The organism is Rhizobium sp. ZK1 (assembly GCF_047782645.1).
Classification (GTDB): Bacteria; Pseudomonadota; Alphaproteobacteria; order Rhizobiales; family Rhizobiaceae; genus Rhizobium.
The window spans coordinates 2477645-2498270 of record NZ_CP180586.1 but is presented as its reverse complement, the minus strand read 5'-3'; the positions used below and the strand labels follow the sequence as shown (position 1 = coordinate 2498270).

The following is a 20626-nucleotide window of genomic DNA, read 5'->3' as shown; positions in this document are numbered from 1 at the left end:
AAAATGCATCTGCTTCTGGCCCAGCAGGGAACGATCAGCGACGGGGACGAGGCAATCGACCTCGGCCAGTCGCCGGGCGATATCCTGTTCCTGTCGGCTGCCGACACCGAGCTTGCGGCAATTGCCGCGGCGCATGCCGGCGGGGCGGCCGGGCATTCGCTGCGGCTTGCGAGCCTGATGAGCCTGAAGCATCCGATGTCGGTCGATACTTACGTTGAACGCACGGCGCGGCATGCGAAGCTGATCATCGTGCGGGCGCTGGGTGGGGCGAGCTATTTCCACTATGCGCTGGAGGCGCTGCATGCGGTGGCGGCGCGCAGTGGTGCGCTGATTGCGGTGTTGCCGGGGGATTCCAAGCCGGATGCCGGGCTGACGCCGTTTTCGAATGTGGCGCTTGAAGATCTCAATGCGCTATGGGGCTATCTGATCGAGGGTGGAGACGCTAACGCGCGGGGCTTTCTTGCCTATGCGGCGGCGATGCTGTCTGGAGCGGAGAAGCCGGCGCCGGCTGCGCCGTTGATGAAGGCGGGGATCTGGTGGCCGGGGCGGGGGCTGGTTGGGGTCGAGGAGTGGAAGGGGTTAGTTACTAGCGTTTCTGCAGGTACCACGCTCTCGGACGAAGAAGAGGGTACCACTCATTCGACGGAAGAGGTGGGATGCAAACCCACGGACCGACCTACCGTCGCCATCGCCTTCTACCGCGCCCTCGTGCAGAGCGGCGAAACCCGCCCCGTCGAAGCCTTGATCGAGGCTCTGCAGGCGCAAGGCCTGCGTCCGCTGCCGGTCTTCGCCTACAGCCTCAAGGACCCGGTCTCGAAAGGCATACTCGAAAGCATCTTCGCCGACCTGAAGCCCGAAGTCGTCATCAACACGACGGGCTTTGCCGTCTCCGCCCCCGGCGCCGATCGTGAGCCGACGGTACTGGAGGCGAACGACGCCATCGTGCTCCAGGCAATCTTTTCCGCCTCGTCGCGGGAAGCCTGGGCTGCCTCGTCGCAAGGGCTCTCGGCCCGTGATCTCGGCATGAATGTTGCGCTGCCGGAGGTGGATGGCCGCGTGCTGTCGCGTGCCGTCTCCTTCAAGGCAGCCGCCCGCTATGATGCCGCGGTCGAGGCCAATATCGTCTCCAGCGAGCCTGATGCCGGGCGCATGGCATATGTGGCCGCCCTTGCCGCCAACTGGGCGCGGTTGCGGCAGAGGAATGCGGCGGAGCGGCGGGTCGCGCTCGTCATGGCGAATTATCCGAACCGCGATGGGCGGCTCGGCAATGGCGTCGGTCTTGATACGCCAGCGGGCACCATCGAGGTGATGCGGGCGATGGAGGCGGTCGGCTATCCTGTCGCCGATATTCCGGCTGATGGTGATGCGCTGATGCGGCATCTGATGGCGGGGCCGACCAATTCCGGTTTCGACGGCAAGGTGGTGCGCGAGAGGCTTTCCTTGAGTCGATACAAGAACTTCTTCTCGTCTCTTCCCAATCAGATTCAGGATGAGGTGATGGCCCGCTGGGGCGGGCCCGAGGCCGATCCCTATATGCGCGATGGCGGCTTCGCGCTGCCATTTGCCCGGTTCGGCGGGTTGCTGATCGGCATCCAGCCGGCGCGCGGCTATCATATCGATCCGAAGGAAAGCTATCACTCGCCCGATCTCGTGCCGCCGCACGGCTATTTCGCCTTTTATGCTTTCCTGCGTGAAGAGTTCGGCGCCGATGCCGTCATTCACATGGGCAAGCATGGCAATCTGGAATGGCTACCGGGCAAGGCGCTGGCGCTGTCGGAAGCCTGTTATCCCGAAGCGATCCTCGGGCCGCTGCCGCATCTCTATCCGTTCATCGTCAACGATCCGGGCGAGGGTACGCAGGCCAAGCGCCGCACCGGCGCCGTCATCATCGACCACCTGACGCCGCCGCTGACGCGGGCCGAAAGCTACGGGCCGCTCAAGGATCTGGAGGCGCTGGTCGACGAATATTACGAGGCGTCGGGCGGCGATCCGAGGCGGATCCGGTTGCTCAGTAAGCAGATCCTCGAGCTTGTTGCCGATATCGGGCTGGATCGCGATGCGGGGATTGCCAAGGGCGAGAGCGAAGGCGAGGCGCTGAAGAAGCTCGATGCCTATCTCTGCGATCTCAAGGAGATGCAGATCCGGGATGGACTGCATGTGTTCGGTGTTTCGCCGGAAGGGCGGTTGCTGACGGATCTCACCGTGGCGCTGGCGCGGGTGCCGCGTGGGCTGGGTGAGGGTGGGGATGCGAGTTTGCAGCGGGCGATTGCGGGGGATGCGTTGAAAAAACCCTCCCCAACCCCTCCCGACAAGGGGGAGGGACTTAGCCTCGCGCTTTCGGCAAGTTCAGTGGTCTTAGACGAGGCGGAGACGGTGCGCCCAGTAAGCCCCTCCCACCTGTCGGGACGGGTTGGGGAGGGGTCTTATTTCGACCCTCTCGACTGCGATATGGCCGCCATCTGGACTGGCCCCAAACCACCAATCCTCGCCGATGTCACCGACGCCCCCTGGCGCACCAACGGCGACACGGTCGAGCGTATCGAATTGCTCGCCGCCAAGCTCGTTGCCGGCGAAATGGAGTGCCCAACCCTCTGGTCCCAAACCAGAGCCGTCCTCGAAGAAATCGAAGCCCGCCTCAAACCCTCCATCCTCGCCTGCGGCCCGGCGGAAATCGCCAGCCTGCTCCGCGGTCTCGATGGCCGTTTCGTGCCGCCCGGTCCATCCGGTGCGCCGACGCGTGGGCGGCCTGACGTCCTGCCGACGGGGCGGAATTTCTATTCGGTGGACAGCCGCGCGGTGCCGACGCCGGCGGCCTACGAACTCGGCAAGAAATCCGCCGAACTGCTGATCCGCCGCTATGTTCAGGATCATGGCGAATGGCCCGTCTCCTTCGGGCTGACGGCCTGGGGCACGTCGAATATGCGCACCGGGGGCGACGATATCGCCCAGGCGCTGGCGCTGATCGGCGTCAAACCGGTCTGGGACATGGCCTCGCGCCGCGTCACCGGCTACGAGATCATTCCGCCGGCCATGCTGCGGCGGCCGCGGGTGGATGTGACGCTGCGGATTTCGGGCTTTTTCCGCGATGCCTTCCCGGAGCAGATCGCGCTGTTCGACAAGGCGATCCGCGCTGTCGGCGCATTGGACGAGGATCCAGCGGATAATCCGATTGCCGCGCGCATGCGCGGTGAGGCGGCGAGGCTGACAGCGGCCGGGCTCGATGAGAAGGCGGCGGCGAAGCGGGCGGGTTATCGCATCTTCGGTTCCAAGCCCGGCGCCTATGGCGCGGGCCTGCAGGCGCTGATCGATGAGAAGGGCTGGGAGCGTCGCGCCGATCTCGCCGAAGCCTATCTCGTCTGGGGCAGCTACGCCTATGGCGCGGGCGAGGAAGGCAAGGCCGAGCGCGGGGTCTTCGAAGAACGGCTGCGGTCCATCCAGGCCGTAGTACAGAACCAGGACAATCGCGAGCACGACCTGCTCGACAGCGACGATTATTACCAGTTCGAAGGCGGCATGGCGGCGGCGGCGGAAGAGCTCGCCGGCGCGCGGCCGGCGATCTACCACAATGACCATTCGCGGCCGGAAAAGCCTGTCATCCGTTCGCTCGAAGAAGAGATCGGGCGGGTGGTGCGCGGGCGTGTCGTCAATCCGAAATGGATCGAGGGCGTCATGCGCCACGGCTATAAGGGCGCTTTCGAGATATCAGCGACGGTCGATTATCTCTTTGCCTTTGCGGCGACGACCGGTGCTGTCGGCAACCATCATTTCGAAGCGGTCTATCAGGCTTTCGTCGCCGATCCCAAGGTGCGCGATTTCATGGCCGAGAAGAACCCGGCTGCCCTTTCCGAGATGAAAGAGCGGCTGATGGAGGCGATCGAGCGCAAGCTCTGGACGCCACGCAGCAACTCCGCCCAATTCGACCTCAGTGAAGTCAACGAAACCAGGAAAAGAGCAGGCAGCCAGTCATGAGCGAAGAGCCAGTCGTACCAGCCGAAAAGGACGATGCCCGTCACGCCGAGAAGATGGCGAAGAAGAAGGCTGCCCGTGACAAGATCATGGCCAGCAAGACGGATGAGAAGGGCCTGATCATCGTCCACACCGGCAAGGGCAAGGGCAAGTCGTCCGCCGCCTTCGGCATGATCTTCCGCCATATCGCCCATGGCAAGCCGTCTGCCGTCGTGCAGTTCATCAAGGGCGCGATGTGGACGGGCGAGCGTGACCTGATCGAGAAGCACTTCTCCGATGTCTGCCAGTTCCATACGATGGGTGAGGGCTTTACCTGGGAAACGCAGGACCGGGCGCGCGACGTGGCGGCGGCCGGTGCGGCATGGGAAAAGGCCAAGGAACTGATCCGCGACGAGCGCAATTCCATGGTGCTGCTCGACGAGATCAATATCGCACTGCGCTACGACTATCTCGATATCAACGAGGTGGTGGAATTCCTGGGGAACGAGAAGCCCTATATGACGCATGTCGTGCTGACGGGCCGCAACGCTAAGGACGAACTGATCGAGATTGCCGATCTCGTGACCGAGATGGAGCTGATCAAGCATCCTTTCCGCTCCGGCATCAAGGGGCAGCCGGGCGTGGAATTCTGATCCTCAGTTTGCGAGGTGGCCGCGCAGGATCGCGGCCGTTTCCTCATCGGCCGGGAAGAGCGTTTCGATCGCCAGTTCCGAAAGGGTGATATCGACAGGCGTGCCGAAGACGGTCGTTGTCGAGATGAAGGAGAGCAGACCTGCTTTCGTCGCAAGCTTCAGCGGAACGGCGATTCCGGCAAGGTCGGCATGGCTCTCGCCGGCAGTTTCGGGTGCGGGATAGGAGAGCAGTTCCTTCAGAAGCTTTTCCAAGACGGGATCGCCGGAGACCGATATCTGCTGGCGCAGGCGGTCGAGAAGGTGGGCGCGCCATTCGGCAAGATTGGCGATGACAGGCGCAAGGCCCTGCGGATGCAGGCTGAGGCGCAGCACGTTGATCGGCGGTTCCAGCAAGGATGGATCGGCAACGGCCTGCAGCAGCGGTGCGATGGCGGCATTGGCCGCAACCAGCCTCCAGTGGCGGTCGATGGCGATGGCGGGGAAGGGCTCATGGCCTTTCAGCACCATGTCGATGGCGCGCCGCGCCGGTTCAAGGGCGGGGTCATCCAGCTTGCGTTCGGCAAAGACCGGGGCGAAACCCGCCGCCAGCAGCAGCGGGTTCCGGTCTCGCAAGGGCACGCCGAGGCGTTCGGCCAGATGCAGCAGCATCTCGCGGCTCGGGGTCGAGCGCCCGCTCTCGATGAAGCTCAAGTGCCGTTGGGAAATATCGGCTTCGAGCGCCAGGTCCAGCTGGCTCATGCGGCGGCGCTGGCGCCATTCGCGCAGGTGATCTCCGAGAGAGCGGGCGGTCGGCGTCATCAGGCGGCTTCCGGCAGCTGGTCGATGAAGCCGCGGACGGATTTCAGCTTGCCGCCTTCGAGTTCGGCAAAATCCGTGCCCTTGATCAGCGCTTCGCCATTTTCAGGGCCGAGGCCCCAGGAGAAGCGAAGAACATCGCCATAGCCGTCGGCTGCGCCGATCAGCTCGAAGCGGAAGCCGGGGAAGCGGCTCTGCACGGCCTCGACCAGCGAGTTGATCTGCTCGTGGCCTTCGCCGCGCATCAGCGGATCGATATAGGTTGCGGAATCCGCCCAGCTCTCGGCAATGAGAGCGCGGCGGCGAGCGGCATCCGTCTCGTTCCAGATGGCGAGGTAGCGCTCGGCGTTGGTGTTTGCGTCGTTTGTCGGGGCATTGGGCATCGGGTCATCTCCTTTTGATCGCCCGTCAATTGCAGGCAGGGCGATCATCGGCGAAAGCGGTGCACCCTATCAATTACGCCTGAGGTAATGGAAGCCGGATCAAGTTCAGGTCGCGGCTTGGTGATTTGACAGGTGAGGGGGCGAGCCCGGAGATTTGCCGCGACCCTTTTGCTCCGGAGGAGACCCGCCTTGAAAACCCGGTCTTACAAAGCCTTAGCCGCATTCGCCATCGTGCTTCTCAGCGCATCCGCGACGCAGGCGACTATTATCGATGACTGGAATACGATCAAGGTGCCGCCGGCACCGGCGCTGAAGCCGGTCAGTGTGGATACTTCGGATACGGCGCTGCTGCTCCTCGATTTCAACGGCGCGCAGGACCCGACCAAGGGGCCATGCAACACGAAGAACAAACCGCGCTGCATCGCCTCGCTTCCGAAGGTGGAAAAGCTTCTGAATGAAGCGCGCAAGAGCGGCGTGCCCGTTATCTATAGCATCACTGGTGGCGCCACGAAGGGCGATATCGCCACCGTTCTGGCGCCGAAAGAGGGCGATCCGGTGGTGCAAGGAGGCGCCAACAAGTTTATCAATACCGATCTCGAAAAGATCCTGACCGAGAAGCACATCAAGACCATTATCGTGGCCGGCACGGCATCGGAAGGCGCCGTGCTGAACACGGCCTCCTATGCGGCGCTGAAGGGCATGAGCGTTATCCTACCCGTCGATGGCATGTCGTCGACCGACCCTTATGCCGAGCAATATGTCGCCTGGCACTTTGCCAATGCGCCGGGTGTTTCGGCCAAGACGACGCTAACTGCGATTGATGAGATCAAGTTCTAAACTCCGAGCCAGACACGCAGCGGGTTTGTCGGGTCGGCCAGAAGTTTGATCGCGAAAGCGATGCAGACGATGACGAGCAGCGGCTTGATGAGTTTTGCGCCGATGCGCATGGCGAGCCGGGAGCCGAGCTGCGCGCCGAGAAACTGGCAGACGCCCATCAGGAGGCCGATCTTCCAGAGGGTGGCGCCGAAGCTTGCGAAGACGACGAGGGCGCCGAAATTCGAGCCGAGATTGAGAAGCTTGGTATGGGCCGTCGCCTTCAGCATGCCGAAACCGGCGAGGGTGACGAAGGCGAGCATGAAGAAGGAGCCGGTGCCGGGGCCGAAGACGCCGTCGTAGAAGCCGATGACAGGCACCAGCGTCAGGCCGAAGAGAAAGGGCGTCATCCGGCGGTGCGTGTCGGAATCGTTGAGGTTCGGCTTGACGGCGAAGAAGATGGCGATCGCGACCAGCAGCACCGGCATGACCGCCTGCAACACCTGGCCGGGAACGAGGGTGGCGAGGGCGGCACCCAGCGAACCGCCCATGACGGCCATCAGCGCCATCGGCAATTGTTCCGAAAGTTTGACATGGCCCTTGCGGGCATAGGCGATGGTTGCCGACGCGGCGCCGAAGAGCGACTGCACCTTGTTGGTACCGAGCGTCTGCAGCGGCGGGATGCCTGCGATCAGCATGGCGGGAACGGTTATCAGGCCCCCGCCACCGGCAATGGAATCGACGAAACCGGCAAAGAAGGCAGCCGCACAAAGCAGCAGAAGCAGATGGATGGCAATGTCAGGCACGAGGCTATTCCGGGAGGGGCATTCAAGGGTGAGTGCACGGGGCAGGGCGTTCGGGCGGCCTTGTTGCATTTCCGGTCCCAAGCTGCAATGGCTCCAGGGACACGGTGGGGCGTAATCGGCTGACGGGAATGAGTGAGATCATCATCGATGAGGCAAGACGGCACGTGCTCGGGCTTGGCTGCGAGCGCGGGGCTTCGGTTGGCGAGGTGATGGCGCTGGCTGTCGAGGCGCTTGAAGCGGCCGGCATCAGCAGGGCGGGGCTTGCCGCTGTCGCTTCGATCGACAGCCGAAGGGCAGAACGGGCGATCCTTGCCGTTGCGGCGCATTTTGCCGTGCCCTCCGTGTTCTTCGATGCGGCGCGGCTGGAGGCGGAGACACCACGGCTCAAAAATCCCTCCGAGATCGTCTTTGCCCGCGTCGGCTGCCATGGCGTGGCGGAATCCGCTGCCCTTGCGGCTCTTGGCGCGGATGCGGAGCTGACGCTCGGCAAGATCAAATCTCGGCATGCGACAGCCGCAATCGCCCGCATCGGGTTGCAGAAAGCCTGACGGGCGTTATGGTGGGCGCATCTCGCGGCGCCGTCCGGCAGGCCAGCGATTCACATCTAGAGGATATACATGCACAAGGTCATTTATGACACGGATCCGGGCGTCGATGACGCAATGGCGCTGCTTTTCCTGCATCGCCATCCCGAGATCGATCTCGTCGGCATCACCACTGTCTTCGGCAATGCCTCGATCGAGACGACGACGCGCAATGCACTGTTCCTGAAGCGGGAGTGGGATATTGCTGCCCCCGTTGCCAGGGGGGCGAGCGTGACCATCGATCCGTCTCGACAGGAGCGTCCTTGGCCGACCATGGTGCATGGCGAAAATGGCCTCGGCGACATGCCGGTGCCTGATGTCATCGACCTGCCGCTCGATCCGCGCCCGGCGCATCGTTTCATCATCGACACCGTGCGCGCCAATCCGGGCGAGGTGAGGCTGGTCGCCGTCGGCCGCATGACAAACCTGGCCTTGGCGCTGAAGGAGGACCCCGAAATCGCCAGCCTCGTGAAGGACGTCGTCATCATGGGCGGCAATTTCTATCTGCCCGGCAATGTCTCGCCGGTGGCCGAAGCCAATATTCACGGCGATCCGGAAGCGGCCGATATCGTGCTGACCGCGCCTTGGAAGGTCGTCGTCATCGGTCTCGATGTCACGGCGATCACCACGATGAGCCGCAGCTATCTGGGCGATATGGCGACCAAGGGCGACAAGGCAGTCAAGCAGCTCAACGCGCTTTCGCAGTCCTATATCGACTTCTACAGGCATGCGGTCGAAGACGGCATGATGGTGCATGACAGCTGCGCCAGCGTCTATGTCGTGGCACCGGAACTGTTCAAGACGATCACGGGCGCAGTGCGCGTCGTCTGTGGCGGCATTGCCGACGGCCAGACGGTCGTCAAGCCGGATGGCCGCCACTTCCCGCCGGGTCACTGGGATGGCCTGCCGAGCCAGAGCGTTGCCACCGGCATCGAGTCGGAAAAGGTGATCGGTTTGATTCGCGAGACGCTTCTGCGGGTCTGATGGTGTCAACGGGCCGGCCGCGTGTTCTGCGGTTGGTCCATTTTCTATTTTGGAGTCCAATCAATCGTTTGTCTGGATTTCTTTCGGAATTGATTCCGCTTCTTCCGGAGTTGATTCAACTCCGTTTCGTCAACTTCCGGTGCGCGACCTCTGATGCCGTTGACCTCGTCATCAGCCGGGCCTAGATCAGCGGGATGATTGATAGCGCATTCTCATATCTGTCGGCGCTGGAGCCGGGCAGCGTCTGGCTTGTTGGCGCCGGTCCGGGCGATCCGGGCCTGCTGACTCTCCTTGCTGCCAAGGGGCTCGCCGAGGCCGATGTGATCGTCCATGACGCGCTGGTCAATGAGGAATGCCTGAAACTCGCACGCTCTGGCGCCGAGCTCGAATATGCCGGAAAACGCGGCGGCAAGCCGTCGGCCAAGCAGCGGGATATTTCTCTGAGACTGGTGGAGCTGGCGCGGGCCGGAAAGCGCGTGCTGCGGCTGAAGGGCGGCGATCCCTTCGTCTTCGGACGCGGTGGGGAAGAGGCGCTGACGCTGGTCGAGTACAATATCCCGTTCCGCATCGTGCCGGGCATTACCGCAGGGATCGGCGGGCTTGCTTATGCCGGTATTCCGGTGACGCATCGGGAGATCAACCATGCGGTGACCTTCCTCACCGGTCATGATTCCTCCGGCATCGTGCCTGATGCGATCAATTGGGAGGCGATCGGCAAGGGCTCGCCTGTCATCGTCATGTATATGGCGATGAAACATATCGCCCAGATCAGCGCCAATCTCATTGCGTCCGGCCGTTCGGCCTCCGAGCCCGTCGCCTTCGTCTGCAATGCGGCGACCGGCGACCAGCAGGTGCTGGAAACGACGCTTGGCGAAGCGGTCGTTGCCGTTGCCGCCTCCGGGCTGGAGCCGCCGGCGATCGTCGTCGTCGGCGAAGTGGTACGGCTGCGGGCCTCGCTCGACTGGCTTGGTGCGCTTGGCGGACGGCGGCTGCAGCCCGATCCTTTTCGACAGGTCGGCGGGCAAGGGAGGGAGACAGCGTGAGCGGGTTGCTGATCGCCGCACCATCCTCCGGTTCCGGCAAGACGACGGTGACACTCGGGCTGCTTCGGGCGCTGCGCAATCGCGGCGTGGCGGTGGCGCCTGGCAAGGCCGGGCCTGATTATATCGACCCGGCCTTTCACGCAGCGGCAAGCGGCACGCTCTGCCTGAATTTCGATCCCTGGGGCATGCGGCCGGAGCTGATTTCGGCCAATGCTACCCTGCACCGCTCCGGCGACCGGGTGCTGCTCATCGAGGGCATGATGGGCCTGTTCGACGGTGCGGCAGACGGGCGCGGCACGGCGGCCGATCTTGCGGCTCAGCTCGGGCTTTCCGTGGTGCTCGTCGTCGATGCCTCGCGACTGTCGCAGTCGGTGGCGCCGCTCGTCAGCGGCTTTGCTGGTTTCCGTGCCGATGTGCGTATCGCCGGCGTCATCCTTAACAAGGTCGGCAGCGACCGGCACGAGTCGATGCTGCGGCAGGCGCTTGACAAGATTCGCATGCCAGTTGTCGCCGTCATCCGCAAGGATGCGATGCTCGTCCTGCCGGAGCGGCATCTTGGGCTGGTGCAGGCGGGTGAGCATGCGGCGCTCGAGGAGTTCATCGATTATGCGGCCAATGCCGTCTCCGAAGAGTGCAATTTCGAATTCCTGATGCGCATCGCGCGGCAGGGCATGAACCGGCCATCGGCTGCCAATATTGCCCGGCTGATGCCCTTCGGCCGGCATATTGCCGTTGCCCGCGATATCGCCTTTGCCTTCTGCTACGAGCATATGCTGCTCGGTTGGCGGCGGCGAGGGGCGGAGATTTCCTTCTTTTCGCCGCTGGCGGATGAGGGGCCGGCAGAGAGTGCCGATGCGATCTATCTGCCGGGCGGATATCCCGAGCTGCATGCCGGCAGGCTCGCGGCCTCGCAGAATTTTGCCGTGGCGATGAAGGCCGCGGCAGCGCGGGGCGTGCGCATCTATGGCGAATGCGGCGGCTATATGGTGCTCGGCGACGGGCTGATCGACGGGGGAGGCGTGCGCCATGAAATGCTCGGCCTGCTGCCGGTCGTCACCAGCTATGAGACGCGCATGCGGCATCTCGGCTATCGGCGCGTGACGCCGCTCGAAGGCTCCTTCTTCGACAAGCCGATGACGGCGCATGAATTCCACTATTCGACTATCGTTTCCGAAGGCGAGGCCGACCGGCTGTTTGCCACGCAGGATGCGCTCGGCAACGATCTCGGCGCCGCAGGCTTGAGGCGCGGGCAGGTGGCCGGCTCCTACATGCATCTGATCGATCTTGCCGGAGCTGCCGCATGAATGCGCCGATCATGCATGGCGGCGGCATTACCGCAGCGGCAGCAAGCTTCGGCGGTCGGCTGGAGGACTGGCTGGATCTTTCCACCGGCATCAATCCCAATCCGGTAGCGTTGCCGGAGATCCCCGCAAGGGTGTGGCATCGGCTGCCCGACCGGCATCTGATCGAGACGGCGCGGCATGCGGCGCGGGATCATTATCGCAGCGGCGCGATCCTGCCGCTTCCGGTCCCCGGCACGCAATCGATCATCCAGCTTCTGCCGCGGCTCGTTAAGCGGGACAGAAAAGTTGCGATCCTGTCGCCGACCTATGGGGAATATGCGCGCGCCTTTGGTGCTGCGGGTTTTGCTGTCGATGCGGTCGGCGATATCGAGGATATCGGTCCGGAGCATGGGCTGGCCGTCGTCGTCAATCCGAACAATCCGGATGGCCGGATACAGACTGCCGACAGGCTGGAAGCGCTGCACGAGCGGCTGAAGGCGGGTGGCGGCTTTCTCGTGGTCGACGAGGCTTTCGGCGATACCAGCCCGGAGGCGAGCCTTGCGCCGCGAGCGTCAGGGCTTTCGAACCTCATCATTTTCCGCTCCTTCGGCAAGTTCTTCGGGCTTGCGGGACTGAGGCTCGGCTTTGCCATTGCGCGGGGCGATATTCTCGCTCGCTTCGAGGACTGGCTCGGTCCCTGGGCGGTATCGGGGCCGGCGCTGTCGCTTGCCGGTTCGCTGCTGAATTCGGACCTATCTGAGATTGCCCGCTCGATTGCAGAGCGCCAGGCTGCCCTTCATGCCATTCTTGCCGGCGCCGGCCTTGCCATTGCGGGCGGGACGCCGCTTTTCACGCTTGTTGCCGACGCCAGAGCCGGCGACATTTACACGACTCTCTGCCGCCATCATATTCTCGTCCGCCGGTTCGATTACGCGCCGGACTGGCTGCGCTTCGGCCTAACACCTGACGCTGCTGATGACGCGAGACTGGCTGCGGCCCTTCGGAGCTTTGAGCGATGAGTTTGGATGAACATTTTCTCGTGCTGGTTCTGGCTCTGCTGCTCGATCGCATCATCGGCGATCCGCAATGGCTGTGGATGCGCGTGCCGCATCCGGTTGCGATCTTCGGCCGGGCGATCGGCTATTTCGACCAGCATTTCAACCGCGAGAGCCTGAGCAAGGCGCAGCGCAAGCAGAATGGCGTGGTGGCGATCCTGGCGCTTTCGGCGCTTGCTGTGGTCACCGGTCTGGTGCTGCACTGGTTCCTCATGCTCTTCGGCCCGGTCGGCATCCTGCTTGAAGTCTTCTGCGTGGCGATCTTCCTGGCGCAGAAGAGCCTGTCGGACCATGTCGCGGCGGTTGCCACGGCACTGAAGAGCGAGGGCCTCGTCGGCGGGCGCAAGGCGGTATCGCGCATCGTCGGGCGCGATCCGGAAACGCTGGATGAGCCGGGCGTCTGTCGCGCGGCGATCGAGAGCCTCGCCGAGAATTTCTCCGATGGCGTCGTCGCACCTGCGCTCTGGTACGCGATCTTCGGCCTGCCGGGCCTGTTCTTCTACAAGATGCTGAACACGGCGGATTCGATGATCGGCCACCGGTCGGAAAAATATGTCGATTTCGGTTGGGCCTCGGCCCGTCTCGACGATATCGCCAACTGGCCGGCTGCCCGTCTTTCCATTCTGCTGATCGCCGTCGGCGCCGGCATCCGTCGTGGCACGTCGGCCTTCCACGAGTCCTTCCGTGTCGGCATCCGCGACGGCAAGCTGCATCGCTCCCCGAATTCCGGCCGTCCGGAAGCGGCGATGGCAGGCGCGCTCGATCTCCAGCTTGCCGGCCCGCGCGTCTATTCGGGCATGGTCGTGCGCGAGCCGATGATCAACGGCGCGGGTCGGGATGTGGCGACGGCTGATGATGTCGAGGACGGGATCTCGGTCTTCCAGGCGAGCTGCATGGCGCTGACGCTGGTCGTCTTCGTGGCCTTCGTCTGCCTGCTTTAGGTCGGCCGTCAGCCCAACCTTTTCTTCGTCATCAGCAGTACCGCCAGCGCACCGCTCAGCAGGCCGAGCGACAGCGGCAGGCCCTGGTGGCCTATCATCTGCATCGCAACACCCGTCGCGGGCGAGCCGAGGATGCCGCCGAGGCCCCAGACCAGGGCGAAGGCGGCGTTGCCGGCGATGAGGGACTGGCCGGTGAAGCGCTCGCCGAGCTGGATCAGCGACAGGGTGTAGATGCCGAAGGAGACGCCGCCCCAGATGAAGACCAGTGGCCAGATGAGCCAGGTGTCGAAGACGACTGGAAAAAGCAGGCAGCCGGCGAGGCAGGCGAGGACGCAGCGGAGCAGGGTGCGGCGCGAGCCGAGGTTTTCGGCGATGCGGCCGAGCACGATCTGCAGCATGGCATTGCCTGCGATGAAACAGGTGATCAGCGAGGCGATGCGCTGTTCGGCGCTGTCGAGGGCGGCGCCGTAGACGGCGAAGAGGGCGAGCAGGATCTGCTCGAAACCAGCGGCGACGAAAACGGCAAAGAGCAGGAGCGGCGCCAGCTTAAAGAAGCCACCGACCGATGTGGGTTCGCCTTCTCGCGGCATGTCCGGCAGGCGAGGGGTGGCCGCAAGCACGATCAGGCCGCAGGCAAGGAAGGCTGCGATGCCGATCAGGAAGGGCGGCCAGCCCTCGGTGCCAACGAGGCCGAGCGAAAGCGGACCGATGGCAAAGCCTCCTGACACGATCGAGGAATAGAGGCCCATGATGCGGCCACGGCGCGCTGCGGGCGTGATGGCGAGCAGCCACGTCTCGCTGATGACGTAAAGCGGATTGGCGAAGAAGCCGAGCAGGAAGCGAAGCGGCATCCAGGCCCAGATATTTTGTATCGCGGCAATGGCGCTCAGGCTCAGCGCTGCGAGGACCGAGCAGAGGATGGCAAGCCTGATGGCGCCGAAGCGGCGCGACAGGGCGGGAATGAAGGGGGCCGAGACGATGAAGCCGGTTGGTGTCATCGCCGCCGACAGGCCGATCAGGCCGGATGGTATGCCCTGCCGCTCGAGGATGAAGCTCAGAAGTGGATAGGTCAGGCCCTGCGCCATGGCAAAGACCGAGACGGTCGCGATAATGCCTGCCATCGCGGCCCAAGGGAGGCGCGCGTCTTGCGGCGGTGTCGTGGCGGGCCGGTCGATTCTTGCTGCTTGGGGGAACTGGCGATCGTCTTTCATCGCGGCATTTTGCCTCATACGTGCCAGAAGAACCCAGTGGCCTCCGACCCTGCCTGTTGCTGCGGCAGACCGATGTCATCGAGCAGGGCGGGGCTGATCTTCGACCTTTGTTTCCGCTCCCGGCGGATGTGGATGCGCCAGAACCAGCGTACGACTACGCTTCGCAGGACGATCGGGCCATGATGCCTGTGCGACGGTCTGCGATGCGAGGCGCATGCAGGAGTGCAGCAATCGCTCATGATAACCTCCATCAGGTTTGAAGGTTTAGAACCTTCGACTTCGAACGAGACCGGAGTCTGGAGGATGCGGCGAGTGCCGTAATTAAGCGCTTCCAAAAAGTTCTCAAAAATTTCCAAAGCCGTCGAAAAGGTATCCATCTGGCTACCTATGTTGACAGTGGGGCCTCCCCGTGGTTACGTAGCCATATGGCTACGTATGAACCAAACTTGCCACGCCTCTTTGGCGCTCTCTCCGATCCGACGCGGCTCGCGGTCGTCGAAAGACTTGTGAAGGGGCCTGCGTCAGTCTCCGAGTTGTCCGAACCCTTTGATCTGGCGCGTCCTTCCTTTCTCAAACACCTGCGGGTTCTCGAAGAGGCCGAGCTTGTAACGTCGGTCAAATCGGGCAGGGTTCGAACCGTCAGTCTCGCGCCGGATGCACTGAATTGGGTCGAATCATGGGTGCACGAGCATCGCCGTGCCCTGGAAGGCCGTCTCGATCGCCTGGCCACGTTTCTTAATCAGGAGCAATGAGATGACAAATCCAAAGCAAGTTCATGAAACGATCGTGATCGAACGTATCCTGCCGAATTGCCGCGACCATGTCTGGTCTGCCTGGGCGCTGATGGAAAAGAAGAAAGCGTGGCTCGGCCAGGGCATGACCAAACTGGAGTTCTGGCCAGGCGGGGCCGAGCATCTCACGCATGTCTCGGATATGGGCACGCATACCAACGAAACCCGGTATTTCGAGATCGCAGACCGTGAGCGGATCGTCTTTGCCTATTCGATGGCGCTGAATGGGAGAATCCATTCAGTGTCGCTCGCCACCGTCGTCTTTGCGGACCACGACGGCGGCACCCGATTGACCTATACCGAACAGATGTGCGTCATTCCGCCAAGCGACGGTGCCGAAGGCCGCAAGCATGGATGGACGGCATTGCTGAAGGCGCTGGAGGAGTTTCTGGCCACCGATACGATGGTGTCGGCGTGACCCATCAGGACAAAAAGACATGACTGGTTCATCTTCCTTTCTCGGCCTTCCCGATCGCCTGGCCGATGGCTGCACGCCGCAAGCGGTGATCTTCTCCGCCGCCCACGGCAGCACCTATACCGGCAAGGACAGCAGCGGCTATGCGCTCGCCGCCGGCGCCATCCGCGCTGCGAGCCAGGAGGATGCCGGTCTCATCGAGCATTGGGATTTCGATCTCGGCGGGCCGCTCTTTGCCGGTGGACCAGTCTCCTGCGTCGATGCCGGCGAGATCGAAACCATCATGCACGACAATGAAGGCAACCGGGCGCGGATCGAGGCGAAGACGCGCGAGGTCCTGGCCTTGTCGGCCGTGCCGATCCTGATCGGCGGCGACGATTCCGTGCCCATTCCCTTCCTTGCGGGCTTTACGGATCACGGGCCTGTCTGGGTCCTGCAGATCGATGCTCACATCGACTGGCGCGACGAGCTCCATGGCGAGCGCTATGGCTATTCGAACCCGATGCGAAGGGTCAGCGAGATGCTGCACGTCGCCGGCATCGTGCAGGTCGGCATGCGCGGCGTGGGCAGCGCACGCCTGAGCGAGATCGAAGCGGCGCTGCGCTATGGCAGCCATCTCGTGACCGCCCGCGAGATTCATGCCGCCGGCGTCGAGGCCGCCTTGCGGCATATCCCCGAGGGCGTGCGGGCGGTCGTCACGCTCGATTGCGATGGCCTCGATCCCGGCATCATGCCGGGCGTGGCGGCGCGTACTCCTGGCGGGCTGACTTACACGCAGGTAATCGACCTGATCGCCGGTCTCGGCAGGCGGGCGAGAATCGCCGGGTTCGATCTGGTCGAGTTTTACCCTCCGGCCGACATTGACGGCCTGTCGGCGCTGACAGCATCGCGCCTGCTCGTCAATGCGATCGGCGCCATCGTCCGGCAGGGCTGAAACCGGGCGTCCTCTCGCGGCCTATGGGTCGATCAAAGGCTGTTTTGCCCGAGGCGCGGCTCCGTCCCTGACCGCAGTCGCCTGATATTGGCGCGATGGCGGAGGATCACGTACAGGCCGCCTGATATCACCAGCAACCGATAGGGCAGCGGTTGCTCCAGGCCGCAGACGAGGGCGATGGCCGTCAATGCCGCGAGCATCGAACTCAGGGAAACAATCCGAAAGGCCGCCAGCGCAACGCCAAAAACCACCGCAGCGCCCACGCCGACAGGCCAGGACATCGCCAGTAACACGCCGAGCCCCGTCGCAGCCGACTTGCCTCCCGTAAAGTTCAGCCAGATCGAACGGCCATGCCCCAACAGCACGCCAAGGCCAGTCAGGCAAACAGCCCAAGGCTCAGAGCTTTGCAGATCATACGCTGCCGGCGGGATGCCTGACGAGACTGTCGAGAACCAGAGATAAAACCAGCGGGCGAAGACGATTGCTGCCACACCTTTCAGTACGTCGGTCAGCAGAACCGCCAGCGCAGGCCATTTGCCCAGGATTCGCAATACGTTGGTTGCTCCGGTGGATCTGGAACCATGCTCGCGGATATCGATACCATCCAGCAGTTTTCCAGCCAGATAGCCCGTGGGTAGGGAGCCGAGGAGATAAGCGATCGCTAGTCCAACCAGACTTGCTATCCAGAAAACCATGCGAACCTCCTCGCTGCTGAATTTTCAGGTGGTCATTATTTCGTTGCCGTCGCCACCATCTGCTGCAGGATTACACGGATCGCCTCCTCGATGCCAAGCGCGGTTCCAACCCCGCATGAAAGCCTCTAGGATACGCGCCATGCAGGGAGCGCGTATTGCCTTTGGTCCGTTCGTGCTTGATCCGGAAGCGGGAACGCTTCTTCGGAACGACGATCCCGTTGCCGTCGGCCACCGTGGGGTCAGACTGCTCGCCGCGCTCGTCGGGCGGCCCGGCGAAATCCTCGGCAAGGCCGAGTTGATGGATGCGGCCTGGGCGGGCATGGCGGTGGAGGAGGGCAATCTCACCGTCCAGATCGCACAGTTGCGCAAGCTGCTGGGGCCGGCCGGGGATGGCGGGGAGTGGATATCCACGGTTCCGCGCATCGGCTATCGCTTCACGGGGGCGGTCAGGCAGTTCGCCGGTGCGAGGCGAAAATCGCTGCCGCTGCCCGACAAGCCGTCGATTGTAGTGCTGCCCTTCGTTGGCAGCGATCCCGGGCAGGACTTCTTTGCCGATGGCCTGACCGAGGACCTGATCACCGATCTGTCGCGGATACCGGGCCTGTTCGTCATCGCCCGCAATTCGGCCTTTGCCTACAAGGGAAAGGCGATGGATGTGCGTGATATCGCCGAGGAGCTCGGCGTGCGTTATCTGCTGGACGGCAGCGCAAGGCGTGCAGCCGGGCGTGTGCGCATCAATGCCCGGCTGGTCGATGTGCTGACGGGCGAGCATCTATGGGCGGAGCGTTTCGATCGCAGCCTGGACGATATTTTTGCGGTTCAGGACGAAGTTACCGGCAGGATCGTCGAGGCGCTGCTCGGCCGGCTGCGCCCGCCGCCGCCGCGCAATCGGCCGAAAAATCTCGAGGCTTACGATCTCTGCGTGCGGGCGCGCACGCTGATGGATGATGCGCCGCAAACGGCGCGGGAAACGCAGCTGATGCTGACGCGTGCAATTTCGCTCGATCCCGATTATGCCGAGGCGCATCGCTGGCTGGCGCTGAACCACTGGATGGGCTGGGTGCATAGCGGCGGGCCGACGGAGGAAAACCGCAGCGTGGCCCTGGGATTGGCGCGCAAGGCTGTTGCGCTCGATCCCAACGATGCCGGCTGCCGATGGGTGCTGGCTTATCTGCTGGCCTATGAGCGCAGTTTTGCCGATGCCGATGCGGAATTCGAAAAAGCGATCGCGCTCGATCCGAACGAGGCCGATACGTGGGCGGCACTTTCCGACATCGCTGTTCTCGCCGGGCGGATCGACGAGGGTCTTCAGCATATCGGCAAGGCGTTCCGGCTGAACCCGTTTCCGGCAAGCTGGTACTATCTGACGCTCGGCCAGGCCCAATATGCAGATGGTAACTACGACGCCGTCGTCGAGACGCTGCGCCGGGAAGAGACCTATCGCACCAGTTCACGCCGTTTCCTGGCGGCGGGCCTTGCGCAGCTCGGCCGGCTCGATGAGGCGCGCGCGGAGGTCGCCCTGTTCCTCGTCGCCAATCCGCAATTCACCATCAGTCATTGGGCGGAAACGGAGCCGTTCCGCGATGCCGCGACACTTGCGCATTTCGTCGATGGATACCGCAAGGCCGGTTTTCCAGAGTGACATCGCATGCCGCAATTCGCCCTCATCTGTTAAAAATGTGATTACCATTCGTCTTAAAGCAAAATAACAAGTATTGCCGTAGTCTCTTCCCTCGTTGACGACAATAAGCCTTTAAAGGTTCGATAGAGGGACGACCATGAAGACGTTTTTTGCGGCTGCGACCGCAGTATTATTGCTGCAATTTTCTCCCATTGCCGCCGAGGCGGCCACGCTGGTTGCCAATATCAGTCTCAGCAAGCAGACGATGACCGTGACCGAGAACGGTTGGGTGAAGTATCGCTGGAAGGTTTCGACGGCGCGCAAGGGTTATTCCACGCCGACCGGTTCCTGGAGCGCCAAGTGGCTGTCTCGCGATCACCGCTCGAAGAAATACGACAATGCGCCGATGCCGTTTGCCGTGTTCTTTAACGGCGGTTATGCCGTTCATGCCACTTTCGACCGCAAGCGGCTCGGCACACCGGCCTCGCATGGCTGCGTGCGCCTCGATCCGAACAATGCGGCACAGTTTTTCTCGATGACGCAGGAAAACGGCCTTGCCAATACCCGCGTGGTGATCACGCAGTAATCAAATCAGGCAGTAACCAGGCGCTCCAGCTCATCCATATCGCGAACGACGATATGACGGTTGTTCTCGATGCGGATGACGCCCCGCTTGCGCAGTTTCGTCATCTGGCGGCTGACGGTTTCGATCGTCAGCCCCAGAAAATCGGCGATCTCGGCGCGTGAGAGCGGCAGGTCGAAAGCTGTGCTGCTGGTCGTTTCCGGCTCCGCGTGCGTGGCGACGAGATAGAGAAGGCTTGCGACCTTTTCCTGGGCCGTGCGACGGCCGAGCGTCAGCATCCACTCCCGCGCCGCATCCAGTTCCTTCAGCGCCTGGGCATGCAGGTTATGCTGCAGCTCCGGCGTATCCGATATCATCCGGTCCAGCAGTCCGCGGGGGATGACGCAGATTTCCGTCGGCGTGGCCGCTTCGGCCGACAGGGTGCTCTCCGGCACGAAGGGGCGGCCGATGAAGTCAGGCGCGAATTGCAGGCCGACGATCTGCTGGCGCCCGTCCGACATCACCTTGCAGAGCTTCACGACGCCATTCATGATGTTGGAATAGGAGGAGACCTCTTCGCCCTGGGCGACGATCTCGCAGCCGGAATCGAGTTTGCGGCGTGTCGAATGCCGGCAGAGTTCGCGCAGTTGGGCAGCCGTCAGCGCGCTGCAGACGACACCTTGGCGTGCCTCGCAGACGCGGCAGGTCGCTGGAATATTTATGTCAGGATCTTCACTGCGCGCGATGTCCATGTTCGATGCCCCGATCCGACTATGCAGCCTGCGTGTCTGTGTTACGCTTCGGCCCCAAAGTCATCTATCCCGATTTCTTGCGTCTGCGTCTTGATGTTTATCAACCCGACCCGATGCCTATTTGATCCAGATCAAACTGAGCCGCCGATATCGGCGGCAGGGCTACATTGCAGCCCAAGATCAGCACTGTCTCACAGTCGAGATGGATGCTTTCGCGATTGCGGAAGTCGAAAAAAGCTTTTAGCCGGGTGATCGCCTGGCGCTTCGATGCCTATCTGTCGCAGGCCAAAAGGTGCCGTTCCATTGCTGTTTGGGCAACACCTTCCCGCCAAATTGGTTTACAACCGGGACGAAAGCATT

Annotated in this window: 21 protein-coding genes; 14 read left to right on the top strand and 7 right to left on the bottom strand. The window is 62.9% G+C overall.

Features of this window, described 5'->3' with window-relative positions; genetic code table 11:
* Positions 1-3 precede the first annotated feature (3 nt).
* Together cobN and cobO are read left to right on the top strand one after the other, a co-directional pair.
* Complete coding sequence (cobN, locus tag ACK9YZ_RS12995) at positions 4-3969, top strand: cobaltochelatase subunit CobN (RefSeq protein ID WP_416064099.1); 3966 nt, start codon at positions 4-6, stop codon at positions 3967-3969.
* Entirely contained in the window at positions 3966-4598 is a 633-nt protein-coding gene (gene cobO, locus ACK9YZ_RS12990; protein WP_216755083.1) for a cob(I)yrinic acid a,c-diamide adenosyltransferase, read from the top strand. The genes cobN and cobO overlap by 4 nt, the downstream gene beginning before the upstream one ends.
* Positions 4599-4601: 3 nt before the next feature.
* On the opposite strand, the gene ACK9YZ_RS12985 is transcribed toward cobO, so the two are convergent.
* The gene (locus ACK9YZ_RS12985) at positions 4602-5396 is read right to left on the bottom strand and encodes a helix-turn-helix domain-containing protein (protein ID WP_416064098.1); all 795 of its coding nucleotides are present in this window, start codon (positions 5394-5396) and stop codon (positions 4602-4604) included.
* On the bottom strand, positions 5396-5824 hold the full coding sequence (locus ACK9YZ_RS12980) for a nuclear transport factor 2 family protein (protein WP_416064097.1): 429 nt from the start codon (positions 5822-5824) through the stop codon (positions 5396-5398). The genes ACK9YZ_RS12985 and ACK9YZ_RS12980 overlap by 1 nt, the downstream gene beginning before the upstream one ends.
* Positions 5825-5965: 141 nt before the next feature.
* Between ACK9YZ_RS12980 and ACK9YZ_RS12975 the strand changes: the two genes are divergently transcribed.
* Complete coding sequence (locus ACK9YZ_RS12975) at positions 5966-6613, top strand: isochorismatase family protein (RefSeq protein ID WP_416064096.1); 648 nt, start codon at positions 5966-5968, stop codon at positions 6611-6613.
* Here ACK9YZ_RS12975 and ACK9YZ_RS12970 read toward each other — a convergent pair.
* The gene (locus tag ACK9YZ_RS12970; protein WP_416064095.1) at positions 6610-7395 is read right to left on the bottom strand and encodes a TSUP family transporter; all 786 of its coding nucleotides are present in this window, start codon (positions 7393-7395) and stop codon (positions 6610-6612) included. The two genes, ACK9YZ_RS12975 and ACK9YZ_RS12970, sit on opposite strands and share 4 nt — an antisense overlap.
* Before the next feature lie 128 nt (positions 7396-7523).
* Here ACK9YZ_RS12970 and ACK9YZ_RS12965 point away from each other — a divergent pair, with 128 nt between their 5' ends.
* The 6 genes from ACK9YZ_RS12965 (at position 7524) to cbiB (ending at position 13285) form a co-directional block, all read left to right on the top strand.
* Positions 7524-7943: a cobalamin biosynthesis protein gene (locus ACK9YZ_RS12965; RefSeq protein ID WP_416064094.1), complete on the top strand. Its 420-nt coding sequence runs from the start codon at positions 7524-7526 to the stop codon at positions 7941-7943.
* 69 nt (positions 7944-8012) lie between these two features.
* Positions 8013-8963, top strand: coding sequence for a nucleoside hydrolase (locus ACK9YZ_RS12960; RefSeq protein WP_416064093.1), 951 nt, complete (start codon positions 8013-8015; stop codon positions 8961-8963).
* Between the two features lie 194 nt (positions 8964-9157).
* Positions 9158-10006, top strand: a complete 849-nt coding sequence (gene cobA, locus ACK9YZ_RS12955; protein WP_416064092.1) for a uroporphyrinogen-III C-methyltransferase — start codon at positions 9158-9160, stop codon at positions 10004-10006.
* On the top strand, positions 10003-11310 hold the full coding sequence (locus ACK9YZ_RS12950) for a cobyrinate a,c-diamide synthase (RefSeq protein ID WP_416064091.1): 1308 nt from the start codon (positions 10003-10005) through the stop codon (positions 11308-11310). The genes cobA and ACK9YZ_RS12950 overlap by 4 nt, the downstream gene beginning before the upstream one ends.
* Entirely contained in the window at positions 11307-12308 is a 1002-nt protein-coding gene (cobD, locus tag ACK9YZ_RS12945) for a threonine-phosphate decarboxylase CobD (RefSeq protein WP_416064090.1), read from the top strand. Before ACK9YZ_RS12950 ends, cobD begins: the two co-directional genes overlap by 4 nt.
* Complete coding sequence (cbiB, locus tag ACK9YZ_RS12940) at positions 12305-13285, top strand: adenosylcobinamide-phosphate synthase CbiB (protein WP_416064089.1); 981 nt, start codon at positions 12305-12307, stop codon at positions 13283-13285. The genes cobD and cbiB overlap by 4 nt, the downstream gene beginning before the upstream one ends.
* Before the next feature lie 8 nt (positions 13286-13293).
* Here the strand turns inward: cbiB and ACK9YZ_RS12935 are convergent, their stop codons facing one another.
* Both ACK9YZ_RS12935 and ACK9YZ_RS12930 read right to left on the bottom strand, forming a co-directional pair.
* Positions 13294-14406 (bottom strand): MFS transporter, encoded by a 1113-nt coding sequence (locus ACK9YZ_RS12935; protein WP_416066737.1) that lies wholly within the window; start codon positions 14404-14406, stop codon positions 13294-13296.
* Between the two features lie 104 nt (positions 14407-14510).
* Entirely contained in the window at positions 14511-14873 is a 363-nt protein-coding gene (locus ACK9YZ_RS12930; RefSeq protein ID WP_416064088.1) for a DUF1127 domain-containing protein, read from the bottom strand.
* Between the two features lie 48 nt (positions 14874-14921).
* On the opposite strand from ACK9YZ_RS12930, the gene ACK9YZ_RS12925 reads away from it, so the two are divergent.
* The 3 genes from ACK9YZ_RS12925 to ACK9YZ_RS12915 are packed head-to-tail and all read left to right on the top strand — an operon-like array spanning position 14922 to position 16636.
* Positions 14922-15248, top strand: coding sequence for an ArsR/SmtB family transcription factor (locus tag ACK9YZ_RS12925; RefSeq protein ID WP_416064087.1), 327 nt, complete (start codon positions 14922-14924; stop codon positions 15246-15248).
* A gap of 1 nt (position 15249) precedes the next feature.
* On the top strand, positions 15250-15705 hold the full coding sequence (locus ACK9YZ_RS12920; protein ID WP_416064086.1) for an SRPBCC domain-containing protein: 456 nt from the start codon (positions 15250-15252) through the stop codon (positions 15703-15705).
* 19 nt (positions 15706-15724) lie between these two features.
* The gene (locus ACK9YZ_RS12915; RefSeq protein ID WP_416064085.1) at positions 15725-16636 is read left to right on the top strand and encodes an agmatinase; all 912 of its coding nucleotides are present in this window, start codon (positions 15725-15727) and stop codon (positions 16634-16636) included.
* 32 nt (positions 16637-16668) lie between these two features.
* Here ACK9YZ_RS12915 and plsY read toward each other — a convergent pair whose 3' ends face one another.
* Complete coding sequence (gene plsY, locus ACK9YZ_RS12910; RefSeq protein ID WP_416064084.1) at positions 16669-17331, bottom strand: glycerol-3-phosphate 1-O-acyltransferase PlsY; 663 nt, start codon at positions 17329-17331, stop codon at positions 16669-16671.
* A 139-nt stretch (positions 17332-17470) separates the two neighbouring features.
* On the opposite strand from plsY, the gene ACK9YZ_RS12905 reads away from it, so the two are divergent.
* Both ACK9YZ_RS12905 and ACK9YZ_RS12900 read left to right on the top strand, forming a co-directional pair.
* Complete coding sequence (locus ACK9YZ_RS12905; protein WP_416064083.1) at positions 17471-18973, top strand: winged helix-turn-helix domain-containing tetratricopeptide repeat protein; 1503 nt, start codon at positions 17471-17473, stop codon at positions 18971-18973.
* A gap of 136 nt (positions 18974-19109) precedes the next feature.
* Complete coding sequence (locus ACK9YZ_RS12900; protein WP_416064082.1) at positions 19110-19538, top strand: L,D-transpeptidase; 429 nt, start codon at positions 19110-19112, stop codon at positions 19536-19538.
* A gap of 5 nt (positions 19539-19543) precedes the next feature.
* Here the strand turns inward: ACK9YZ_RS12900 and ACK9YZ_RS12895 are convergent, their stop codons facing one another.
* Entirely contained in the window at positions 19544-20266 is a 723-nt protein-coding gene (locus ACK9YZ_RS12895) for a Crp/Fnr family transcriptional regulator (protein ID WP_216755062.1), read from the bottom strand.
* Between the last annotated feature and the right edge of the window lie 360 nt (positions 20267-20626).